Here is a 21,621-nt window from a genome sequence, read left to right as displayed (position 1 = left end):
CGCCGGGCTGGCACCCCAGCTGCACCAGCTCCCCCCCCGCGGGCCGTCACCCTCTGGCTGCCGCCCCTCGGCCAGTTCATAGTGGATGGGGGAAGGCCGGAGGGGGAACCGGCGTGGGGGAGGTGCACACTGATGCGCGTGATCAGAGCTACGTGTTCGATGTGTGGTCAGCAGGCAGAGACCGAAGAGGTGCCGCTGACCTGGGGAACCTCGGTGGAGAACGGCCGGAAGCTGGTGTACTGCGACCGCTGCACCAGGGAGAACGTTCGCAACATCGAGGGGAAGCTGGACTCGGTCTACTGGTAGGGCGAATTCCGGGCCGGGTGTCGATCCGGCGGTGATCCGTCCGACGCAGGAGTGAGAGCAAGAACTCCTGCGAAAGGACCGGATCAATGACAGTCACCGAGAGCGCGGCCGGAACGGCGACCCGGCGGCAGTGGATCGGGCTGGCCGTGCTGTGCCTCGCCACGCTGCTGGTGTCACTGGATCTGTTCGTGATGCTACTGGCTGTGCCCGCGGTGACCGCCGCGCTCGGCGCGACCGGCAGCGAGCAGCTGTGGATCCTGGACGTCTACGGGTTCATGGTGGCCGGGCTGATGATCACCATGGGCAACCTGGGGGACCGGATCGGCCGGCGCCGGCTGCTGCTGGCCGCCGCTGCGGTGTTCGGGGTCGCTTCGGTGGTGGCGGCGTACTCGACGAGTCCGGAGATGCTGATCGGTGCCCGGGCCGTGCTCGGGATCGCAGGTGCGGCGATCGCGCCGTGCACGCTGTCGCTGATCTCGACACTGTTCCCGGACGCGCGGCAGCGGGCGTCCGCGCTGGGTGTCTGGGCGGGCTGCTTCACGGTGGGCGCCATCGTCGGCCCGGTGCTGGGCGGGGTGCTGCTCGACCACTTCTGGTGGGGTTCGGCGTTCCTGATCGGCGTCCCGGCGATGGCGGTCCTGCTGGCGGTCGGGCCGTTCCTGCTGCCGGAGTTCCGCGACGAGCAGGCGGGCCGCCTGGACCTGGTGAGCGTGGTCCTGTCGCTGGCTGCGATCCTGCCGGCCGTGCACGGGCTGAAGCAGCTGGCCTCGCACGGCGTGAGTACGACGGCCGTCGGCGGGCTGGTCGTGGGCGCGGTGTTCGGTGTGCTGTTCGTACGGCGGCAGCGGCGGCTTGCTGACCCGCTGGTCGACGTGCGGCTGTTCACCCGCCGGACGTTCGCGGTGACGTTGGGCAGCATGATGACGTACTCGATGCTGTCGGGCGGCGTGATGGTGTTCGTCGCGCAGTACTTCCAGCTGGTGCAGGGGATGACGCCGCTGGCCGCGGGGATCGCGCTGGTGCCGGGCATGGTGACGTCGACGGTGGCGTTCCAGCTGGCGCCGCGGCTGGCCCGCCGGATCCGCCCGGGCGTGCTGATCCCCGGCGGGATCGCGTTCACGGTCGTCGGGATGGCGGTGATGAGCCAGGCGGAGTCGACTGCCGTCCTGGTCGTCGCGTTCGCCGTGGAGTGCATCGGCGCTGCGCCGCTGGTGACGCTGGGCACCAACCTGGTGATCGGGTCGGTGCCGCCGGAGAAGGCCGGCGCGGCTGGTGCGCTGACCCAGACCTCGAACGAGTTCGGCTACTCGCTCGGAATCGCCGTACTGGGCAGCGTGGTCGCTGCGACGTACCGCAGCCAGATGGACGGGCAGGGCGGCAGTTCGCTCGCCGAAGCGCCGACCGCCGTACTGGATGCTGCTCGCGAGGCCTTCACCGACGGTCTGCACGCGGCGGCTGGGATCACTGCGGTCGCCCTGACCGTCGTCAGCATCCTGCTGGCCCGCACGCTCCGGTCAGTGCCTGCGCTTGACCAGCCCTAGTCGCGGGTGAAGCCCGGGAGGAACTCGTCCAGGACGGAGCGGAACGGCGCCTCGGCCTCGAGCTGGGACAGTACGGCGACGCCGCCGATCCACACGCGGTGGATCAGCAGGTACGACGGCGGCAGGTTGAGCTTGAGCGCCAGCGACGCGTTCGGGCTGCGGAAGTCGCTGGTCCGGTTCGCCTGCTCGCGCATCCAGGCGCGGCTGAACTGGAACGTCTCCGTCCGGGCCGGCTCGGCGAACGGCCGCAGGTAGTCCATCAGCTGGTCCGGGTCGATCTCCATCCGGGGCTTGATGAACCCCTCGGCCCGCAGGCCGTCGCGGACCGCGGTTCCGTCACCGGCCAGCGAGATGCTCAGCAGCCGCCCGATCGCCGGCGGCAGCCCGTCCGGCAGCCGGGCGCACAGCCCGAAGTCGACCACGCCGAGGCGGCCGTCCGGCATCACCCGGAAGTTCCCGGGATGCGGGTCGGAGTGCAGCAGGCCGGCCAGCCTCGGGCCGCTGAACATGAACCGGACGTACTTCAGCCCGATCTCGTCCCGCTCCTGCTTGGTGCCGTCGGTGATGTACGACGACAGCGGCCGGCCCTCGATCCACTCCGACACGATGACGCTGGGGGAGTGCTTGATGACCCGGGGGACGACGAACTCCGGGTGGCCCTTGAAGGCGTCGGCGTACTGCTGCTGGGCCTGCGCCTCGCGGTCGTAGTCGAGCTCCTCGCCGATCCGCTCCTGGAGCTCGGCGACCAGCGGCTTCATGTCCAGCCCGGGGACCAGCGTGCCGAACGTCCGGGCGAACCGGCCGAGCTGGCGCAGGTCCGCGCGCAGCGCCTCGGCGGCGCCCGGGTACTGCAGCTTGACCGCGACCTCGCGGCCGTCCTTCAGCGTGCCGCGGTGCACCTGGCCGATCGACGCGGCCGCGGCGGGCAGGTCGTCGAACTCCTCGAACCGGTCCCGCCAGCGCCGGCCAAGCTCGCGCGACAGGATCGTGTGAACGGTCGACGCCGGCATCGGCGGTGCGGAGTCCTGCAGCTTGGTCAGCGTCGCCCGGTACGGCGCCGCGAGCTCCTCCGGCATCGCCGACTCCATCAGGCTGAGCATCTGCCCGAACTTCATCGCGCCGCCCTTGAGCTCGCCCAGGACGGCGAACAGCCGGTCGGCGGTCTGGCGCTGGAACTCGGCGATCACGGTCTCGGCGGGTGCACCGCCGATCCGCTTGCCCAGCCCGACCGTGGCTCGCCCGGCGGCGCCGAGCGGCAGGCTGGCAAGTTTCGCGGTCCGGCTCAGCGCCTTACGAGGGAGGTCCGACACCCTCCCATTCTGTCCGGTCGCCCAAGCCCGGCCCCGGCCGGGTGGCCCGGCGGGTCCGACGGCCCTCCGGGAAGGACGAGGGGCGGCGTCCGGCACGGGTGTGCCGGGCACCGCCCCACGACTTGGTGCGTCAGGCCTTGCCGAGGATCCGGTTCAGGTTCGTACCGCACTCGGGGCACTTGGCCTTGGCCATGCGCGTGCCCTTGTCGTTGACCTTGACCTCGCCGTCGGCGGTGCGCTTGGCCTTGCACTTGACGCAGTAGAACTCGCCGCTCCAGGTCTCTGCCATGAGGGCCCTCTCCTTGCTCTGAATTTCAGCCCGGGGTTCTCACCCCAGGCAGTCGTGGATGCTAACGGCAGACCGTCCTGCCGTAGGCCGTTCGGCCCAGTCGGGATTCACCCTACGGCAGCCAGGCGCACGCTCAAGCGCACCTCCCCGTCCGAGCGCCGCTGGGATGACCCTAGGGAAGCCCTTTCCGAGCTGTCTGCCAGCGCAGAGCAGGCTCCCGGGGCGTCGCCTTCGGAACCGCTCGGCTTCCCCTCCGAACGGCCCCGGAGGCGGTCCGGGAGCCTGCTGACCCTGACGCTAGGAGGCGCGCGCGGCGCAGGCAAGGGCCGGTTGTCCACCCCTGTGGATAACCCTGTGTGCAACCTGTGGGACGCGCCGCCGTGCACTGTGGACGGGCAGGGGAACAGGATGTGAACAACCGGGATCGGCCGGCTCAAGATCTGGCGTCTGACCTGCGGAAACGTCGATTCACAGGATGTGGACGCAAGAAAGTTGTCGGATTCGGGGGGTACATTTCTGAGCCATGGCCGACTCTCCACCGCGCCCGATCCCGCCGTACGTGGATATCCGCCGCAGCAAGCGGCGCAAGCGGACCGTCAGCGCGTACCGGGACGGGGAGCGGGTGGTCGTGCTGATGCCCGACCGGCTGTCCGCCGCCGAGGAGGCGCGCTGGGTCGAGACCATGCTGGCGCGGCTGGACAAGCAGCGCAGCCGATCCCGCGTGTCGGACGAAAAATTGTTGGCCAGAGCACACGAACTCGCGTGTCGTCATCTGCCGGAAGTGCCCGAACCTGCGTCTGTGAGGTGGGTTTCGAACCAAAACAGACGGTGGGGCTCCTGCACTCCGGCGGACCGGTCGATCCGGTTGTCGACCCGGCTGCAGGCGATGCCGGGCTGGGTCGTGGACTACGTCCTGATCCACGAGCTGGCCCACCTGGTCGAGCCGGCCCACAACGCCGCCTTCTGGGCGCTGGTCCACCGCTACCCCAAGGCCGAGCGCGCCGAGGGCTACCTGGAAGGCGTCTCGGCCGCCTCCTCCCTGAACCTCGACGACTTCTGAGCACCACCCTGCGCACCCGGCTCCTCACGGCGTGGTTTCCTGCAGGGCGCTCCCCCTACGGCGGTGTGGTTTCCCGCAGGGGAGGGGTGGGGTTTCCCTCAGGGTGAACTCGGTGGCTTCCTGCATGGTGGCGACCACCCTCCTGCGACCAGGCTTTTGACCTGTAGCCAGCGCCACGCCAGGTGCGCTGAGTGGGGCGCCGGAGGGGGCGCAGAGGGGCAGGGAATGTATGGCCAGGGGACAGATCACGGTGCGGATGGCGCGCTGGAGTGCCACCCATCCGTGGCGGGCGATCGCGATGTGGGTGGTCGTGGTGATCGCCTGTTTCGCCGTCGGCTCGGTGACCGGAACCAAGGAGTCCGACGGCGACGGTGACATCGGCGAGGTGACCCGCGCGGACAACATCGTGAAGTCCGGCAACTTCGCCGACCCGGACGTGGAGAGCGTGCTGATCACCTCGCCGTCCGGGACGCTCGACCAGGCCGAGGCGGCCAAGGCGGCGGGTGTGGTGATCCAGCGGATGCGCGCCCTCGGTGGGGTCGCGGAGGTCGCTCAGCCGATGCCGTCGCCGAACAAGGACGCCCTGATCGTCAGGGTCACCCTGAAGGACGGAACCGATGACAACCGTGTGCAGCCGCTGCTCGACACCACCGCCCAGGTCCAGCAGCAGTATCCGAACCTCCGGATCGAGGAGGTCGGCGGCCTGTCCATCGGCAAGGCTCTGGACGAGACGCTCGGCAAGGACTTCAAGCGTGCGGAGATGTTCAGCCTGCCGGTGACACTGGCCATTCTCTTGGTCGCGTTCGGCGCGCTGATCGCGGCGAGTGTGCCGCTGGTGCTCGCGCTGTCCGCCGTCGCTGCCGCGATCGGTCTCTCCGCGGCTGCGTCCCAACTCGTCCCAGCCGTCGACGCGGTGAACAGCGTCATCCTGCTGATCGGTATGGCGGTCGGCGTCGACTACTCGCTCTTCTACCTACGCCGCGAACGTGAGGAACGCGCCAAGGGCAGGGGTCACGTCGACGCGGTCGAGATCGCCGCAGCCACCTCGGGGCACGCAGTCGTGGTCTCCGGCATGGCAGTCATCATCTCGATGGCCGGGTTGTTCCTGGCCCGTGACGCGGTGTTCTCGTCCTTCGCGGTCGGCTCGATCCTGGTCGTCGCCGTGGCCGTCGTCGGTTCGCTGACCGTGCTCCCCGCCGTGCTGGCGAAGCTCGGTCGCTGGGTGGACCGGCCGCGGATCCCGTTCCTGTGGCGGCTGACTGCGAGCAAGGGGAAGCCGAAGTTCTGGCCGGCCGTGCTGAAGCCGGCGCTGAAGCACCCGGTGGCCACGCTACTGGTGTCGGTGACCGCGCTGCTCGCGGTTGCGTCGCCGGCGCTGGGGATGACGCTGAAGTTCCCGGGCACCGAGGACCTGCCGCGCGACACCGCGGTGATGAAGGCGTACGACCGGCTGACCGCGGCCTTCCCGAGCACGGGCACCAGCCACGAGGTCGCCGTCCGTGCTCCAGCCAACCAGCAGCCGGCCGTGGCGGCCGCGCTGGCCGAGCTGAGCAAGCGCACGCAGAACGACAAGCTCTACGCCCAGGACGGGCTCGAGGAGCCGCGGGTCTCCAAGGACGGCACGGTCACGGTGGTCGAGGTCGCCACGCCGTACGAGGGTGGAAGCCAGGAGGCGCGCGACTCGCTGACCAAGCTGCGCAAGGAGCTGATGCCGGAGACGGTCGGCAAGGTGCCGGGTGTCGAGTACGCCGTCGGCGGCTTCGTGGCCGCGGACGTCGACTACGCGGCGCACACGAAGTCGAAGCTCCCGCTGGTGATCGGGTTCGTGCTGCTGCTGACGATGATCGTGATGATGGTGACGTTCCGGTCGGTGGTGGTCGCGCTGACCGCGATCTTCCTGAACGTGCTGAGCGCGGGCGCGGCGTACGGGGTAGTGACGGCGGTGTTCCAGAACACCTGGGCCGAAGGGATCCTCGACTTCCGCTCGAACGGCGCGGTGGTCTCGTGGCTGCCACTGTTCCTCTTCGTGGTGCTGTTCGGCCTGTCGATGGACTACCACGTGTTCGTCGTCAGCCGGATCCGTGAGGCGGTGCTGCGCGGGGTGCCGACCAGGCAGGCCGTTGCCGAAGGCATCACCAGCTCCGCGGGTGTGGTCACCAGCGCGGCGGCGGTCATGATCGGTGTCTTCGCGGTGTTCGCGACGCTGAGCACGCTGGACATGAAGCAGCTGGGCGTCGGCCTGGCCGTCGCGATCCTGATCGACGCGACGATCATCCGCGCGGTCGTCCTGCCGAGCATCATGACCCTGCTGGGCAACGCGAACTGGTGGGCTCCGAAGTGGCTCCGCGGCCGCGAACCCAAGCACGCCGCCCCGGCGGCTCCGACCGAGGACGAGCGCGAGCTCACCCCAGTCGGCTGACAATTCCGCTACGACGCGAGCGCCCCACCAGACTATGGTGGGGCGCTCGCCTGTCGGACGAGGAGGCAGCGTGACGCAGCGGGCCGAGACGTTGGGGAAGTTGGCGGACCTGGTGCTGTCGGTGGAGCGTCCGCATCCGGTGCGGGTCGCGATCGACGGGTGTTCGGCGGCGGGCAAGACGACCCTTGCCGACGAGTTGGCCGAGGTACTGCGGGATCGCACCGAACGCGAGGTGATCCGCGTGGGGATCGACTACTTCAAGCGTGCGGTCGAGCTGCGGACGTCGTACCCGGTGGACTCGCCGGAGGGGTACTACCTCGAGACCTGGGACAACGAGGCGATCCGCGACCGGCTGCTGACTCCGCTCGGGCCGCGGGGCGATCGCCGGTACACGACCGGCCTGATGGACCCCTCCGCTCAGATCGTGCTCGACCGGCCGGCAGCGGTCGCGGCCGAGGATGCCGTGCTGCTGGTCGACGGAGCATTCCTGCAGCGGCCAGAGCTCGATGCTCATTGGGATCTGCGGATCTACGTGGACGTCACGTTCGACGAAGTGCTTCGTCGCGGCATCGCCCGGGATCAGGCCTGGATGCCGTCGGCCGAGGCGGCTGAGCATCGGTACCGCACCAAGTACATTCCGGGCGAGAAGCTCTACGTTGCGCAGGTGCAACCTCAGGCCCGGGCCGAAATCTTGCTCGACAACCAGGATCCGGCCGAGGTCAGGTTTGTCGGCGGGCTCGGTGGGTTGCGGCTTTGACTCTGCTTTGGCATTGGGGGGAGCAGAAGCGGCGCTGGGCGTTGCGCGAGACGTCGACGAAGACGCGGTCGCACTGAGGCGCCGCGCAGACGCCGAGGCGGCCGCCGAGGTCGCTGCCGATGGCGATCGCGAGACCGGCCGCGCATCCGGCCGCCCAGCCGTTGGCGAGTTCGTCGTTCGGTCCGTGGAAGTGCAGGCTCCAGGGCCGCTCCCGGCCGCGGTCCAACTGCGGGCGCGCGTTGGTGTCGAGCAGCAGCGCGTTGACCTCCGTGGCCGCCTGGTCGAAGTCGTCTGACTGCGCCGCCTCGAAGACAATCCGCATCCGGCCGGCCAGCTCGACGAGTCGCTCCGCGTCGGCCCGAGGTACGTCGGGACGCGGATACCCGATCGCGGTCAGCGCATCCCCGACAGCCTGCGCTGCATCGGTGGGCGCGGCGAAGGGCGAGCCGCCGGAATAGCCGGGCGTCAACCGGTTCACGTACTCCACCGCAGCAGCCAGCACGCTGCGCGTGTGACTATCAAAAGACACTTGACCGGTCACATGCATTCTCCGTACAGTCGATCTCGCGTGACTAACCATACCGCTTTAGATAGTCACGCAGGAGGAGATCGCCCATGAGCATCGCAGCCCAAGTGGTTCGTCCACGGCTGCCGGGAGCGGTGTGGGTGCTCGTGGTGGCCCGGGCCGTGAACCGGATCGGCGCGTTCACGTTGCCGTTCCTCGGAGTGGTGCTGACGGTCGAGTTCGGCGCCTCGCTGAGTGAGACAGGGCTGATTCTGGCGCTGTTCGGAGCGGCGACGATCCCGTCCCGGCTGCTCGGCGGCCAACTGGCCGACCGGCTGGGACGTCGCCGTACGATCGTCCTCGGCCTGACCGGCTGCGCCGTCGCGCAGACCTGGATCGCGGTCTCCCACCAGCTCTGGTCCGCGATCCTCGCCACTCTCCTGCTCGGTCTGGTCTTCGAGATCTACGAACCGCCCAGCCAGGCAACGATCGCCGACGTCACCGATCCTGCTGACCGGCCGGCGGCGTACGGCTTGCTCAGCGCCGCGATGGCGGCCGCCGGAGTACTCGCCGGTCTCCTCGCCGCGGCTTTGAGTCACTGGGACCTGCGGTGGTTGTTCGTCGCCGACGCCGCCACCTGCGCAGCCTGCGCGATCCTCGTCGCCCGCGCACTGCCGGCCGACGTACGACGAGACAGCGAGCGGGCGACCGTCACGGCGGTGTGGCGCGATCGCCGGTTGCTGCTCCTGCTCGCCGGCGGCACGGTGTTCGCCACCATCTACATGCAACTGGTGATCGGGATCCCGCTCACCCTGCTCGAACAGGGCCTGCCGAAGTCCGGCACCGGTTTCATCCTCGCCGTCTCGGCAGTCACCCTGATCGTTGCCCAACGCCTGCTCCGTGTGCAGCACCTGGACGATTTCCGCGCGCTGACGATCGGCTACGCCCTGGTCGCCATCGGTCTGGTGGTCAGCGCGTTCGCGCACAGCCTGACCGTCTTCCTGGCGGCCACGGTGCTGTGGAGCCTAGGCGAACTGTTCCTCCTGACCCGCTACCTCACGCTGGCCTCCGGGCTCGCGCCGGACCACGCCCGCGGCCGGTACCTCGCCGTCTTCGGGCTCAGTTGGGGTATCGCGACCGCGATCGCGCCCCTCACCGTGACGCGCCTGCTGGAGTCCTTCGGCCCCGAAGGACTATGGCTGGTCAGCGCAGCGACGGCCGTCGTGCTGGCCGCAACGCAGCCGTGGTTCAGGAAGAGACTGGCTCCAGCCTGACCGTCAGACCCTTGGCGACCGGGGTGTTGCTGCCCTTGGCCAGGTCGTCGGCGGACATCAGGACGTTGGTCTCCGGGTAGTACGCCGCCACGCACCCGCGCGCGGTCGGGTAGGAGACCAGCCGGAACCCGGCGGCCCGTCGCTCGACACCCTCGAACTCGCTGACGATGTCGACGTACGCACCGTCCTTCAAGCCCAGCTCGGCCAGGTCGTCCGGGTTCACGAAGACCACTTCGCGGGTCCCGTGCACGCCGCGGTAGCGATCCTCCAGCCCGTAGATCGTGGTGTTGAACTGGTCGTGGCTGCGCATCGTCTGCAGCAACAGCCGGCCCGGCTCGGTCGGCAGCCAGCTCAGGTCGTTCGCGGTGAACTGCGCCTTCGCGTCGGACGTCCGGAACTCGCGCCGGTCCCGCGCCGCGTGCGCCAGCAGGAACCCGCCCTCGTTCGCCCGCAGCCGGTCCTCGAAGTCCTCGTACCCGTCGGCCACCCGCCCGATCCGCTGCCGGACCAGGCTGTAGTCGTCGGCGAAGTCCGCCCACGGGATCTCGCCGACGGCCGGTACGACGGCCTGCGCGAGCCCGCAGATGATCCCGATCTCCGACTTCATCTCCGGCGCCGGCGGGATCAGGTTGCCGGTGGACAGGTGGACCGCGCCTTGGGAGTCCTCGACCGTCACCGACTGCGGACCGGCAGGCGTGTGGTCGTGGTCGGTCCGTCCGAGCGTCGGCAGGATCAACGCCTCGCGGCCGGTGACGGTGTGCGAGCGGTTCAGCTTGGTCGCGACGTGCACGGTCAGGTCACACTCCCGCAGCCCGCGGTGCACCACCTCGGTGTCCGGCGTCGCGGAGGCGAAGTTCCCGCCCATCGCGACGAACACCCGGACCGTCCCGTCCCGCAGCCGCTTGACCGTGCCGGCTGCGTCCACGCCGTGCTCGCGCGGCGAAGCGAACGTGAACTCCCGGTCGAGCCGGTCCAGGAAGGCATCCGGCATCTTCTCCCAGATCCCCATGCTGCGGTCGCCCTGAACGTTCGAATGCCCGCGCACCGGGCACGGGCCCGCGCCGGGCTTGCCGATGTTGCCCTGCAGGAGCAGCACGTTGACGATCTCGCTGATCGTCGCGACCGCCTCCCGGTGCTGGGTCAGGCCCATCGCCCAGCAGATCACCGTCGCCTTGGACGCGATGAACCGCTGCACGAACTCTTCGATCTCGGTACGGCGAAGCCCCGTGGCCAGCTCGACTGCGGCCCAGTCGAGCTCCGTGTTGTGCTTGGCGTAGAGCTCGAAGCCACTGGTGTGCGAGTCGATGAACGCCTTGTCCAGCACGGTGCCCGGGTTCTCAGCCTCGACCTCGAGCAGAAGGTGGCCGACGGCAAGGAACAGAGCCTGGTCGCCGCCGATCCGGATCTGCAGGTGCTGGTCGGCCAGCGGGGTGCCCTTGCCGACCCAGCCGCCCGGGCGCTGCGGGTTCTTGAAGTTCATCAGGCCCGGCTCGGGCAGCGGGTTGACCGAGACGATGTCCGCGCCGTTGCGCTTGGCGATCTCCAGGTGGCTGAGCATCCGGGGCGCGTTGGTGCCCGGGTTCTGGCCGACGACCACGATCAGCTCGGCCTGCTCGAGCATCTCCAGCGTCACCGCGCCCTTGCCGCTGCCGATCACCCGGGTCAGCGCCGTACCGGAGGACTCGTGGCACATGTTCGAGCAGTCCGGCAGGTTGTTCGTGCCGTAGGCGCGGACGAAGAGCTGGTAGAGGAACGCGGCCTCGTTGCTGGTCCGGCCCGAGGTGTAGAAGACGGCGTCGTTCGGGTCGTCGAGGCCCTTCAGGTGCCGCGCGACCACCTGGAACGCCTCGTCCCAGCCGACCGGCTCGTAGTGCGTGGCGCCGGCCCGGAGCAGCAGCGGTTCGGTGATCCGGCCGAGCTTCCCGAGCTCGAACTCGGAGATCTGGTTCAGCTGGTCGACCGAGTGGCTCGCGAAGAAGTCCCGTGGCACCCGTTTGCGGGTGGCCTCCCAGGCGACCGCCTTCGCTCCGTTCTCGCAGAACTCGGCAGCGTGCTTGCGCTTGTGGTCCGGGTCGGGCCAGGCGCAGGACGGGCAGTCGAAGCCGCCGTCCTGGTTCATCTTCAGGAAGACCTTGCCGGTCCGGACCGGGCCCATCTCGCGGAAACCGAACTTGAACGACGAAAGCACCGCGGGGACGCCGGCGGCCTTCTTCTTCGGCTGTTCGATATCGACCATGTTTCAACCATAAGGTCCAGCTATCAGCCGCGCCGGTTTCGATAGATGTCGTCAGTGAGCTCAGTCGTCGCGACACCCGCTGCGGCCGGTTGTGGACAGATTCCTCGACAGTGTGTTCCGGCCGTCCTACGGTATCCGGAAAGCGTTTGCCGTAATCGTCACGTGAGTCGCGGCGGCCTCGAGACGTGGGCGATGCGACTGCGCTCCGCGGACGGCGATGCACTCGGTACGGCGCAGCCCGGCACCAACCAGAGCATCCGTTGGGCCGCGGACGGAACGACGCAGATCGTCGACGGCTCGGGGACCGTCACCCCGACGATCAAGGACTGGCAACGCGGCACGCTCCTCACTGCGGACGGCACGCTGACGAACAACGGGACCAAGGGCAATCCGTCCCTGGTCGCCGACATCCTCGGCGACTGGCGCGAGGAGCTGCTGGTCCGTACGGCGGACAGCACCGCGATCCGCATCTACCTGAGCACCGAGCTCACGGACCGCAAGATGTACACGCTGATGCACGACCCGCAGTACCGGGTCGAGGTCGCCCGGCAGAACACGGCGTACAACCAGCCGTCGTACCCGGGCTTCTACCTGGCCTCGGACACCGACTGGTCGAAGGTCCCGCTGGTGCGCTAGCACATATCACATGCGGCACTTATGTGGTCGCATCCCATGGCTGGGGTAGCACCGGATTCCTAAAGTCTCCGGCATGGCTACCCCACGTCGTGCTCTTGTCACCGGAGCTGCGTCCGGCATCGGGGCCGCGTGCGCCCGGCGCCTGGCGGCTGACGGCGTACAGGTTGTCGCAGTGGACTACGACGCTGCCGGACTCGAGGCGCTCGAGGGCGTGCAGACGGTCGTAGCCGACCTGGCCGACCTGGAGCGGCTGCCGGAGCTGCCGGCGGACGTGGACATCCTGGTGAACAACGTGGGTGTCCAGCAGGTCGCACCGATCGAGCAGTTCCCACCGGAGCGGTTCAGCTACATCGTGCGGCTCATGCTCGAGTCGCCGTTCCGCCTGATCCGTCAGTCGCTGCCGCACATGTACGGTGCCGGCTGGGGCCGGGTAGTCAACATCAGCTCGGTGCACGGGCTGAGAGCGAGTCCGTTCAAGGCGGCGTACGTCGCGGCCAAGCACGGGCTGGAAGGGCTCAGCAAGGTGGTCGCCCTGGAGGGGGCGGCCCATGGAGTGACCAGCAACTGCGTGAACCCGGCCTACGTGCGTACGCCGCTGGTCACCGCCCAGCTCGCGGACCAGGCCGCCACGCACGGCCTGACCGAGACCGAGGTGCTGGAGAAGGTCATGCTCGAACCGGTCGCGGTGAAGCGGCTGATCGAGCCGGACGAAGTGGCGGAGCTGGTCGCGATGCTCTGCGGCCCGGCCTCCGACTCCATCACGGGGAGCTCGTTCGTACTCGACGGCGGCTGGACCGCCCACTAGCTCAGGAGAGCCCGTCATGACAGCAACACAACCGGTCCGAACCCGGACGCCGATCGTGCGGGTGGTCGGCGCGAGTCTCGTCGGCACGACCGTCGAGTGGTACGACTTCTTCCTGTACGGCGTGGCCGCGTCGGTCGTGTTCGGCGACCTGTTCTTCCCCAAGGGCGAGGAGCTCACCGGGACGCTGCTGAGCTTCGCCACCTTCGCGGTCGGGTTCTTCGCCCGCCCGATCGGTGGCGTGGTGTTCGGCCACTTCGGTGACCGGCTGGGCCGTAAGAACCTGCTGGTGCTGTCGCTGCTGATGATGGGTGTCGCGACGTTCGCCATCGGCCTGCTGCCGACGTACGCGCAGGTCGGCGCGCTCGCTCCGATCCTGCTGACCGTGCTGCGGCTCATCCAGGGCTTCGCACTCGGTGGTGAGTGGGGTGGCGCCGTACTGATCGTGTCGGAGCATGGTGATCCGGCACGGCGTGGCTTCTGGGCGTCCTGGCCGCAGGCCGGCGCTCCTGCGGGTCAGCTGCTCGCCAACGGCGTACTGGCCGGGCTGGCTGCGTTCCAGTCGGACGCGGCGTTCGACTCGTGGGGCTGGCGCATCCCGTTCCTGCTGTCCGCCGTACTGGTGCTGGTCGGGCTGTGGGTGCGGCTGCGGATCGAGGAGTCGCCGGTGTTCAAGGAGGCGCGGGCCAAGCAGCAGCCGACCGACAAGCTGCCGCTGCTCGAGGTGATCACCCGCTACCCGCGGGAGATTCTGACCGCGATGGGCGCGCGGATGGCGGAGAACGTCAGCTACTACATCTTCACCATCGTCATCGCGACGTACGCGAAGGAACAGCTCGGTCTGGGCAAGTCGTTCGCGCTGAACGCCGTCCTGATCGGCGCGGCCATCCACTTCTGCGCCATCCCGATGTGGGGCGCGCTGTCGGACCGGATCGGCCGGAAGCCCGTCTACCTGATCGGTGCGGTCGGTGTGGGGGTGTGGGCCTTCATCTTCGTCGCACTCGTGGACACGAAGAACTTCGCCCTGGCCACCCTGGCCGTGACGGTCGGACTGGTGCTGCACGGCGCCATGTACGGGCCGCAGGCATCGTTCTTCACCGAGCTGTTCGGCACCCGGGTCCGGTACTCCGGTGTCTCGGTCGGCTACCAGCTCGCGTCGATCATCGCGGGTGGCCTGGCGCCGTTCATCGCGGTCGCCCTGCTCAAGGCGTACGACTCCGGCTACGCGATTGCCGTGTACGTCGCCGTCTGCGCAGTCATCTCGGTCATCGCGGTGACGTCGTACTCCGAAACCCACAAGCGGGACCTGACCACCGTCTAGGTGGCATCATCGCCCACGTGGAGGAGCTTCTACGGCTGCTGGCCGAGGATGCGCCAGGGAGCGAGCTGGCCCGGGCGGCGGGGGAGGACTCCGTCGCCCGGGACCTCGCGCTGCGGATCCGGGCCGGCATCGACGCCAGCAAGAAGCGCGAGGCCGAGCTGTCCGCCCTGGTCGACGTCGCGCGCGAGCTCGCCTCCACCCGCGACCCGGGCCGGGTCCTCGACACCATCGTCCACCGAGCCCGCACCCTGCTCGGCGCGGACGTGGCCTACCTGACCCTGTACGACGACGCGCGCGGCGACACGTACATGCGCGCAACCGACGGGTCCGTGTCAGCGGCCTTCCAGCAGGTCCGCCTCCCGCTGGGCGCCGGACTCGGCGGTCTGGTCGCTGAGACCTACAAGCCCTACTGGACCGCGGACTACCCCTCCGACCGGCGCTTCCGGCACACCACGCACATCGACGACGCGGTCGGCGAGGAGGGCCTGGTCGCCATCCTCGGTACGCCGCTCATCGTCGACGGAGCGTTCGTCGGCGTGCTGTTCGCGTCCAACCGGACCCGCCGGCCATTCAGCCGCGAGGAGGTGTCGCTGCTCGGATCACTCGCGGCCCTCGCGGCCGTGACGATCGTTCAGGTCCGAGCGGCGGCCGAGACTGCGGCCGCGCTCGACCAGCTGTCCGAAGCGCACGCTGGGACCGAGCACGCGGCCGCTGCACACGACCGGTTCGCCGAGATCGTGCTGTCCGGCGGTGACGTCGACGCGATCGCCGCCGCGCTGGCCGAGCTGCTCGATGTGTGGGTCGTCGTGGTCGATGCGGTCGGCAACGAACTGGCGGTCGCCGGTACGCCGGACCGGTCCGCCGTACCGTGGCAGGAGTCCGAGTCCGGGCGGTTGACCCGCGTCGGTGACTGCTGGGTGGTGGCCGCGACTGCCAAGCGCGAGCGCCTCGGCGCACTGGTGATCGGCGGTGTCGACGACCTGTCCGGCGCGGACCGGCGGATCGTCGAGCGCGCCGCCGTGGTGACTGCCTTGGTGCTGCTGTTCCGTCGCCAGGCCGCCGAGCAGTCCCAACGTGCCCAGGCCGACCTGTTGGCCGACGTGCTGAGTGGCAGTGCCGACCCCAGGACACTGACCGACCGCCTCCGTTTGCTGGCCCCGAACCGTCGCCACGACCGCCTCGTCGTAGCGGTCTGCCGTGGCGACCACTCCGCCGTACGGGCTCGGCTGTCCGCACCGCTCGAGGACAAGCTGGTCCTATCCGGACCGTACGGCGGTGACCTGGTGCTCCTGGTCGCTCGGACCGACGCTCCGACCGCTGCACGCGAGCTGGCCGAGGCCGCGAAGCGCACCGGCGTCACGATCGGCGTCGCCGGCCCGGCAGCGTGGGGAGACCCGGTCGTCGAGGCACACCGGCAGGCAGTCCACCTCGTCACCACCATGCAGCGACTCGGCCGCACCGGCGAGTCCGCGACCCCGGACGACCTCGGTGTGGCCGGTCTGATCGGTGCCGCCGAGGTCGACGTACGCGCTCATGTCCAGCACGTGCTCGGCGCAGTGATCGAGTACGACGAGCAGCGCGGGACGGACCTGGTCGGGACGCTCCGGGCGTACTTCGCCGCCGGTCAAAGCCCAACCAGAGCCGCCACCGCACTCCACATCCACCCCAACACCGTCCAGCAACGCCTCGACCGGATCACTGCCCTGCTGGGCGACGGTTGGCAACAACCGGACCGTGCCCTGGACCTCCAGGTAGCCCTCCGCCTCCGCACTGCCCTCGGCTGAGGCCTACTTGCCGAACAGGACCTCGGCGATGGTGATCACGCCCGGGCCGATGATGACGATGAACATCGACGGGAACAGGCAGAACACGAGCGGGAAGAGGATCTTGACGGGTACCTTCTGTGCCTTCTCCTCCGCCCGCGCCTTGCGCCGCAACCGCATCTCCTTGGCCTGCTCGCGCAGTACGTCCGCGATGGTGATACCCAGCTCGCCGGCCTGGATGAGCGCGGACACGAAGGCTCGCAGCTCGGGCACGGTCGTGCGGTTGGTCATCGCGCGCAGGGCCTGCGGACGCGTCGTGCCGATCTGGGTCTCCTGCAGGACCCTGGCGAACTCAGCAGCCAGCGGACCGCGGGTGTTGCGGGCGACCTGCGACATCGCCGCGTCGAAGCCGAGCCCGGCCTCGACGCAGACCGTCAGCAGGTCCAGAGCATCCGGCAGCGCCTTCTGGATCTTCTGCTGGCGCTTCTGGCCGGCGTTGTAGAGCAGGACGTCGGGCAGGAAGAACCCCGCGGTTGCCCCGACAGCGGTTGCGACGATGAGCATGCCGACGCTGCGCAGCCCGTAGACGGCGCCGAGGCCGCCGAGGATGAACAAACCAAGGCCTTTCGCGGCCAGGATCCGGTCTGGTGTCCACCCGGAAGGGTTGCCCGCGAGGTCGAGCCGGCGCTGGAGCTTGGCGGCGACCCCCGACGGCGACAGGCGTACTGCGAGGCCCCGGAGCCATCCCGGCAGCGAAGCGAACGGATCGCGCACCGCCTCGCCCTGGGTCGGCGCATGCCGTGTGTAGTGGTTGTCGATCGTGGCGAGTGCGGTGGCGACACCGCCCTCTGCGGGCCGTGCGGCGATGCTGATCACGGCCAGCACGATGGCGAGGCCGAGGGCGGCGAGTCCGCCGATCAGGAAGACGGTTGTGGTCATCTCAGGCCTCCACCTTGACCAGTGCGCGGATCCAGAAGGCGCCGACGACGATCAGTGCGGCACCGCCGGCGACCATCATCAGTCCGACCGGTGTGTTGAACAGCGGACTCATGTACTGCGGCTTCGTCATCGTCATCCAGACGCCGAGCACGATCGGCAGGCAGACGATGATGTAGCCGGACAACCGGCCCTCGGCACTCAGGGCGCGGACGTGGCGCCGGGTCTGTGCGCGTTCGCGCATGGTGTCGACCGTGTTCCGCAGTACCTCGGCCAGGTTGCCGCCGACCTCCCGCTGGATCCGGGTCGCCATCACCACCCAGCGCAGGTCCTCGCACTGCATGCGCCCGGCGACGCGGTTGAGCCCGTCCTCGAGCTCGACCCCGATCCGGGTCTCCGCCAGCGCCCGGGAGAACTCGGCTGCGGCGGGTTGCGTGCCGTCGCGGACGACGGCATCGACGGCCTGCGCCAGCGAGAACCCGGAGCGAAGCGATCCGACGATCAGCTGCAGGACGTCGGGGAGCTGTTCGCTGAACGCGGCGCGGCGGCGTGCGATGCGGACACTGAGAAACACGTGCTGAGCGAGCCAGCCCGCGACGAGCCCGATCGGCACACTCAGCAGTGGGTGCAGGCCGACGAGCATGACCGCGACTGCCAATGCTGCGCTACCGCACAGGGTCAGCACTGCCCACTCGGCCGGCGTACGTTTCACGTCGGCGAGATCGAGCCGGTTGGCGAGTCCTTGCTCGGCTCCGCTGGAACGCAGAGCCTGGCCGACGACTCCGATCGCAGTCTGGGCGGCAGCGCCCTCGGACGCGTCCTGTTGGTGAGCATCCTGCCGCGGCCCGTAGTGACTGACCTGCTGGACCAGGCGCCGCGCGGTGTCGTCGCGTGCGCCCTGCCAACGCAGGAGGATCACGGCGAGCAGCACCACGAGGAAGACGCCGCCGAGCAGGGCCAGGCGCTGCCAGGACCAGACGATCCGTGGAGCTGGCTGAGCAGCGGTGGACGGCGCGGGCGTGGCCTTGGCGGGCGGCGGCGTGACGGCGGCAAAGGTCACTGAGCTCTTCGCGCTGACCGAGCCGATGGTGACCCGCAGCATCACCTGACGACCGGCGAGCTCACTGGGTACGTCGAAGTCGACCTTCGCGCGAGCGGTGAAGTTGCGCGCCACGGCAGCGAAGGCGGCCGTCAGCTCACCGGCGTTCTGAGCCGTGAAGGTGCGCCCACCAGCGGCCGAAGCGATCTGCTGGGCAGCTGACGCGTCACCACTGCCGTATCGGAAGGCGACCACATCAGCGGGGATGCGGTTGGCCCGCAGCTGACCGGTGACCTCGTTCAGCGCCGCCTTGCTGGACGTGTCCACGCCGTCGGACAGTACGACGAGCCGGCGCTGAGCCGACGAGCCGAGCCGGGCGGCATCGAGTGCAGCGATCCCTGCGCGGACCGCGTCGTACAGAGCGGTGTCCCCGACGGCTTGGACTCGCGCCAGTGCGTTCCGAACCGAGTTGCGGCTCGTCGTGGGCGGGACGACCAACCGCGGTTCGTCGGAGAACGTCAGCAAGCCGGCCTGTACGTCGGACGGCAGGCTGGCGAGGTAGCTCAGTGCAGCCTGACGTGCTGCGACTAGTCCGGTGCCGGCCATCGAGCCGCTGGTGTCCAGCACGATCATCACCGCGCGCGGCGGCGCCGTGGCCGCCTTCGTGCTGCTGAGCGGAGTCACGCGCACCGGCAGTGCGGTGCGGTCGGCGTGGACGCGGACAGTGGACGAGTCCAGCCGTCCGGAGACGTTGGCGGTGGTGAGAACGAAGCCGGCCTTGCCAGGGCTGACCTGGACGGAGTCGATGCGAGCCGACGGATCGCCGTCCGCGTGTGCGCTGGCCGGCAGCACGGCCGCGAGACCGACGACCACGACCGCCAGCAAGGAACGCAGTGCTCTGGTCATCGCGCGACCTCTTCCAGGCCGAACAGCCGCGGTGGCAGGTAGATGCCCTGGTCGGCGAGCCGGTCGAGGAACCCCGGGCGCAGGCCGGTGCCGCGCAGCGCGCCCCGGAACCGGCCGTGCTCGTCGACGCCGGCGTGGAAGTCGAACAGGAACAGGTCCTGCAGCGTGACGACCTCGCCTTCCATGCCGTTCACCTCGGTGATGTGGGTGATCCGGCGCGACCCGTCCTTGAGCCGGGCCTGGTGCACGATGAGGTCGATCGCGGACGCCATCTGCTCGCGGATCGCGCGCTGCGGCAGGTCGACGCCCGCCATCAGCACCATCGTCTCCAGCCGGGAGAGCGAGTCCCGCGGGGCGTTGGAGTGCACGGTGGTGATGGAGCCGTCGTGACCGGTGTTCATGGCCTGCAACATGTCCAGCGCGGCGCCGTCGCGGACCTCGCCGATGATGATGCGGTCCGGGCGCATCCGCAGCGAGTTGCGGACCAGGTCGCGGATCGCGATCTCACCGCGGGCCTCCACGTTGGACGGCCGGGACTCCAGGCGCAGGACGTGGTCCTGCCGCAGTTGCAGCTCGGCAGCGTCCTCGATCGTGACGATGCGCTCGTCGTCGGGCAGGAACGACGACAGCACGTTCAGCGTGGTCGTCTTCCCGGAGCCGGTGCCGCCGCCGATCAGGATGTTCAGCCGGCCCCGCACGCAGGCCTCGAGCAGGTCGGCGACCGGACCGGTCAGCGTGCCGAACGAGATCAGGTCGTTGACGGTGAACGGGTCGTTCGAGAACTTCCGGATCGTGAGCAGCGAACCGTCCAGCGCGATCGGCGGTACGACGGCGTTCACCCGGCTGCCGTCGGGCAGTCGGGCGTCCACCATCGGACTGGCCTCGTCCACGCGGCGGCCGATCCGGGCGACGATCTTGTCGATGGTGCGGCGCAGATGGCTCTCGTCCGTGAACGCAGCGTCGACCGGGACCAGCCGCCCGTCGCGCTCGACGTAGATCTGGTCGTGGCCGTTGACCATGATCTCGGAGACCCCGGCATCGCGCAGGTAGGGCTCGAGCGGGCCGTGGCCGAGGATCTCGTCGGCGACCTCCTGCGCCACCCGGGCGCGGTCGGAAACGGTCATCGGGGTGTCGTCGCGTTGCAGCACGGCCTGCAGGGTCTGCGTGACCTTCTGCTCGAGCTCGTGCTGATCGAGGTGGGCGTCGTACAACTTGGGGCCCAGGGTCTCGAGCAGTCCCTGGTGCACGCTGCGCTTCACGCCGGCGAACGGGTCCGCGTTCCGTGCAGCGCGACGCGGCACCTCAGGAGCTGGGGCAGGGACAGGCCGGACTGCGGGGCCCTGCCGCTGGGCCAGCCGTTCGGACAGGTTCATCATCGCCTCCCCGCGCCACGCCGCGCTGCGAAGGCCTTGTGCCGTGCCGGCGCAGTCATGCTCAGCAGACGCTCGCGAGCGAACCGGGTGATCGCCTGGCTGACCGGATGGGCCGGCGTCGCGATCACGATCGGCGTGCCCTTGTTGATCGAGATCGGGACGTTGCGGCTCGACGGCACCTGCGCGCTGATCGTGCTGCGCACCACGCGTTCGACGTCGCCCGCGGAGAGCCCGACCTTCGCGTCAGAGCGGTTGAACACGATCGACCGGATGTCGCGTGAGTAGGACAGCAGATCGAGCATGTCCAGCGTGATCCGCATGTTCTTCAGCGCCGGTGTGTCCGGCGTGGTCAGCAAGACATGGTGGTCGGAGGCGTCCATCGCGGTCAGCACGTGCTCGCTGAACTGGGCCGGCGTGTCGACCACGACGAAGTCGAACATCCCGCGCAGTACGGCGAGCAGTTCGCCAACCAGCGCGGCCGGGACCTTCTCCGCATCGCCCGGCGTGACCGGCGCCAGCAGCATGTCCAGCCCAGGCCGGTACGGCGTCAGCAGCGAGGCGGCCCCGGTCGTGTCGAGGTGGCCGCCCATCGGCAACGCATCGCTGATCGTGCGCAGCGGCTCGACCTGGACATTGATCGCCACATCGCCGAACGCCAGATCGAGGTCCAGCACACACACCCGCTGGTCGGCGGCGGCCAACGCAGCGGCGATGTTGATCGCGAAGGTCGTCTTGCCGCAACCGCCTTTGGCCGCGAACACGGTGACGACCTTGCCCTGCGGCGTTTGCATCGGTTCGTCGACCGCACGCACATGACCCGACAGCGCCCGGGATCGGTCGCAGGCCGCGAGCAACGCGGCGTCATCTCCGGCGGTGACGACCTCACGGACGCCGGCTCGCAGCGCCTCGGTGAGCAGGTCGACGTCGACGTGCCGCCGTACCAGGATCACGCCCACCGCCGGGCGGTCGATCCGCAGGTGCGCGGTGAACCTGAGCGACTCGTCCTTCTCGGTGTCCGGGCCGACCACGACCAGGTCCTCGGCGGGGTCGTCGATCAGGGCGCGCAGCGCGGTGTCGAGATCGTCGACGGTGCTTGCTGTCGTCTCGCCGGGCCAGGTGGCCAGCTGGCAGAGAATGGTCATCTCGAT

At 69.4% G+C, this 21,621-nt stretch carries 18 protein-coding genes; 10 read left to right on the top strand and 8 right to left on the bottom strand.

The features are described 5' to 3' along the window. The first annotated feature begins 138 nt into the window (after positions 1–138). Positions 139–306, top strand: a complete 168-nt coding sequence (locus AB0H36_RS25720; protein WP_360528332.1) for a hypothetical protein — start codon at positions 139–141, stop codon at positions 304–306. Positions 307–392: 86 nt separating this feature from the next. Then, positions 393–1,847 (top strand): MFS transporter, encoded by a 1,455-nt coding sequence (locus AB0H36_RS25715; protein WP_360528329.1) that lies wholly within the window; start codon positions 393–395, stop codon positions 1,845–1,847. Here the strand turns inward: AB0H36_RS25715 and AB0H36_RS25710 are convergent. Then, positions 1,844–3,157, bottom strand: coding sequence for an AarF/ABC1/UbiB kinase family protein (locus tag AB0H36_RS25710; protein ID WP_360528326.1), 1,314 nt, complete (start codon positions 3,155–3,157; stop codon positions 1,844–1,846). The genes AB0H36_RS25715 and AB0H36_RS25710 overlap by 4 nt on opposite strands. A gap of 130 nt (positions 3,158–3,287) precedes the next feature. Beyond that, positions 3,288–3,446, bottom strand: a complete 159-nt coding sequence (locus AB0H36_RS25705) for a DUF5679 domain-containing protein (RefSeq protein ID WP_012922897.1) — start codon at positions 3,444–3,446, stop codon at positions 3,288–3,290. A 523-nt stretch (positions 3,447–3,969) separates the two neighbouring features. On the opposite strand from AB0H36_RS25705, the gene AB0H36_RS25700 reads away from it, so the two are divergent. The 3 genes from AB0H36_RS25700 to AB0H36_RS25690 all read left to right on the top strand — a co-directional run bounded on the left by AB0H36_RS25700 (position 3,970) and on the right by AB0H36_RS25690 (position 7,682). Beyond that, positions 3,970–4,506: a YgjP-like metallopeptidase domain-containing protein gene (locus tag AB0H36_RS25700; RefSeq protein WP_360528323.1), complete on the top strand. Its 537-nt coding sequence runs from the start codon at positions 3,970–3,972 to the stop codon at positions 4,504–4,506. A 229-nt stretch (positions 4,507–4,735) separates the two neighbouring features. After that, on the top strand, positions 4,736–6,925 hold the full coding sequence (locus tag AB0H36_RS25695; protein ID WP_360528320.1) for an MMPL family transporter: 2,190 nt from the start codon (positions 4,736–4,738) through the stop codon (positions 6,923–6,925). Between the two features lie 70 nt (positions 6,926–6,995). Further along, complete coding sequence (locus AB0H36_RS25690) at positions 6,996–7,682, top strand: uridine kinase (protein ID WP_360528317.1); 687 nt, start codon at positions 6,996–6,998, stop codon at positions 7,680–7,682. Here AB0H36_RS25690 and AB0H36_RS25685 read toward each other — a convergent pair. Further along, a complete protein-coding gene (locus tag AB0H36_RS25685; protein WP_360528314.1) occupies positions 7,645–8,184 on the bottom strand; it encodes a CGNR zinc finger domain-containing protein in 540 nt (179 codons plus the stop codon). The two genes, AB0H36_RS25690 and AB0H36_RS25685, sit on opposite strands and share 38 nt — an antisense overlap. A 113-nt stretch (positions 8,185–8,297) precedes the next feature. Here AB0H36_RS25685 and AB0H36_RS25680 point away from each other — a divergent pair, with 113 nt between their 5' ends. Then, positions 8,298–9,461: an MFS transporter gene (locus tag AB0H36_RS25680; protein WP_360528311.1), complete on the top strand. Its 1,164-nt coding sequence runs from the start codon at positions 8,298–8,300 to the stop codon at positions 9,459–9,461. On the opposite strand, the gene AB0H36_RS25675 is transcribed toward AB0H36_RS25680, so the two are convergent. After that, a complete protein-coding gene (locus AB0H36_RS25675) occupies positions 9,436–11,697 on the bottom strand; it encodes an FdhF/YdeP family oxidoreductase (RefSeq protein WP_360528308.1) in 2,262 nt (753 codons plus the stop codon). The two genes, AB0H36_RS25680 and AB0H36_RS25675, sit on opposite strands and share 26 nt — an antisense overlap. Before the next feature lie 162 nt (positions 11,698–11,859). On the opposite strand from AB0H36_RS25675, the gene AB0H36_RS25670 reads away from it, so the two are divergent. The 4 genes from AB0H36_RS25670 to AB0H36_RS25655 all read left to right on the top strand — a co-directional run bounded on the left by AB0H36_RS25670 (position 11,860) and on the right by AB0H36_RS25655 (position 16,240). After that, complete coding sequence (locus tag AB0H36_RS25670; protein WP_360528305.1) at positions 11,860–12,333, top strand: hypothetical protein; 474 nt, start codon at positions 11,860–11,862, stop codon at positions 12,331–12,333. Positions 12,334–12,406: 73 nt separating this feature from the next. After that, entirely contained in the window at positions 12,407–13,138 is a 732-nt protein-coding gene (locus AB0H36_RS25665; protein ID WP_360528302.1) for a 3-hydroxybutyrate dehydrogenase, read from the top strand. A 16-nt stretch (positions 13,139–13,154) separates the two neighbouring features. Then, entirely contained in the window at positions 13,155–14,456 is a 1,302-nt protein-coding gene (locus AB0H36_RS25660; protein ID WP_360528299.1) for an MFS transporter, read from the top strand. A gap of 17 nt (positions 14,457–14,473) precedes the next feature. Continuing rightward, positions 14,474–16,240, top strand: a complete 1,767-nt coding sequence (locus tag AB0H36_RS25655; protein WP_360528296.1) for a helix-turn-helix domain-containing protein — start codon at positions 14,474–14,476, stop codon at positions 16,238–16,240. Positions 16,241–16,243: 3 nt separating this feature from the next. Here the strand turns inward: AB0H36_RS25655 and AB0H36_RS25650 are convergent, their stop codons facing one another. The 4 genes from AB0H36_RS25650 to AB0H36_RS25635 are packed head-to-tail and all read right to left on the bottom strand — an operon-like array spanning position 16,244 to position 21,615. After that, complete coding sequence (locus AB0H36_RS25650; protein WP_360528293.1) at positions 16,244–17,158, bottom strand: type II secretion system F family protein; 915 nt, start codon at positions 17,156–17,158, stop codon at positions 16,244–16,246. A 1-nt stretch (position 17,159) separates the two neighbouring features. Continuing rightward, positions 17,160–19,100, bottom strand: coding sequence for a VWA domain-containing protein (locus AB0H36_RS25645; RefSeq protein ID WP_360528290.1), 1,941 nt, complete (start codon positions 19,098–19,100; stop codon positions 17,160–17,162). Then, positions 19,097–20,473, bottom strand: coding sequence for a CpaF family protein (locus AB0H36_RS25640; protein ID WP_360528287.1), 1,377 nt, complete (start codon positions 20,471–20,473; stop codon positions 19,097–19,099). Before AB0H36_RS25640 ends, AB0H36_RS25645 begins: the two co-directional genes overlap by 4 nt. Beyond that, positions 20,473–21,615: a P-loop NTPase gene (locus tag AB0H36_RS25635; RefSeq protein ID WP_360528284.1), complete on the bottom strand. Its 1,143-nt coding sequence runs from the start codon at positions 21,613–21,615 to the stop codon at positions 20,473–20,475. Before AB0H36_RS25635 ends, AB0H36_RS25640 begins: the two co-directional genes overlap by 1 nt. Positions 21,616–21,621 lie beyond the last annotated feature (6 nt).

The organism is Kribbella sp. NPDC050820 (genome assembly GCF_040653975.1).
GTDB lineage: Bacteria > Actinomycetota > Actinomycetes > Propionibacteriales > Kribbellaceae > Kribbella.
The sequence above is the reverse complement of the archived record's forward strand: the minus strand, read 5'-3'. Positions and strand labels throughout refer to the sequence as shown.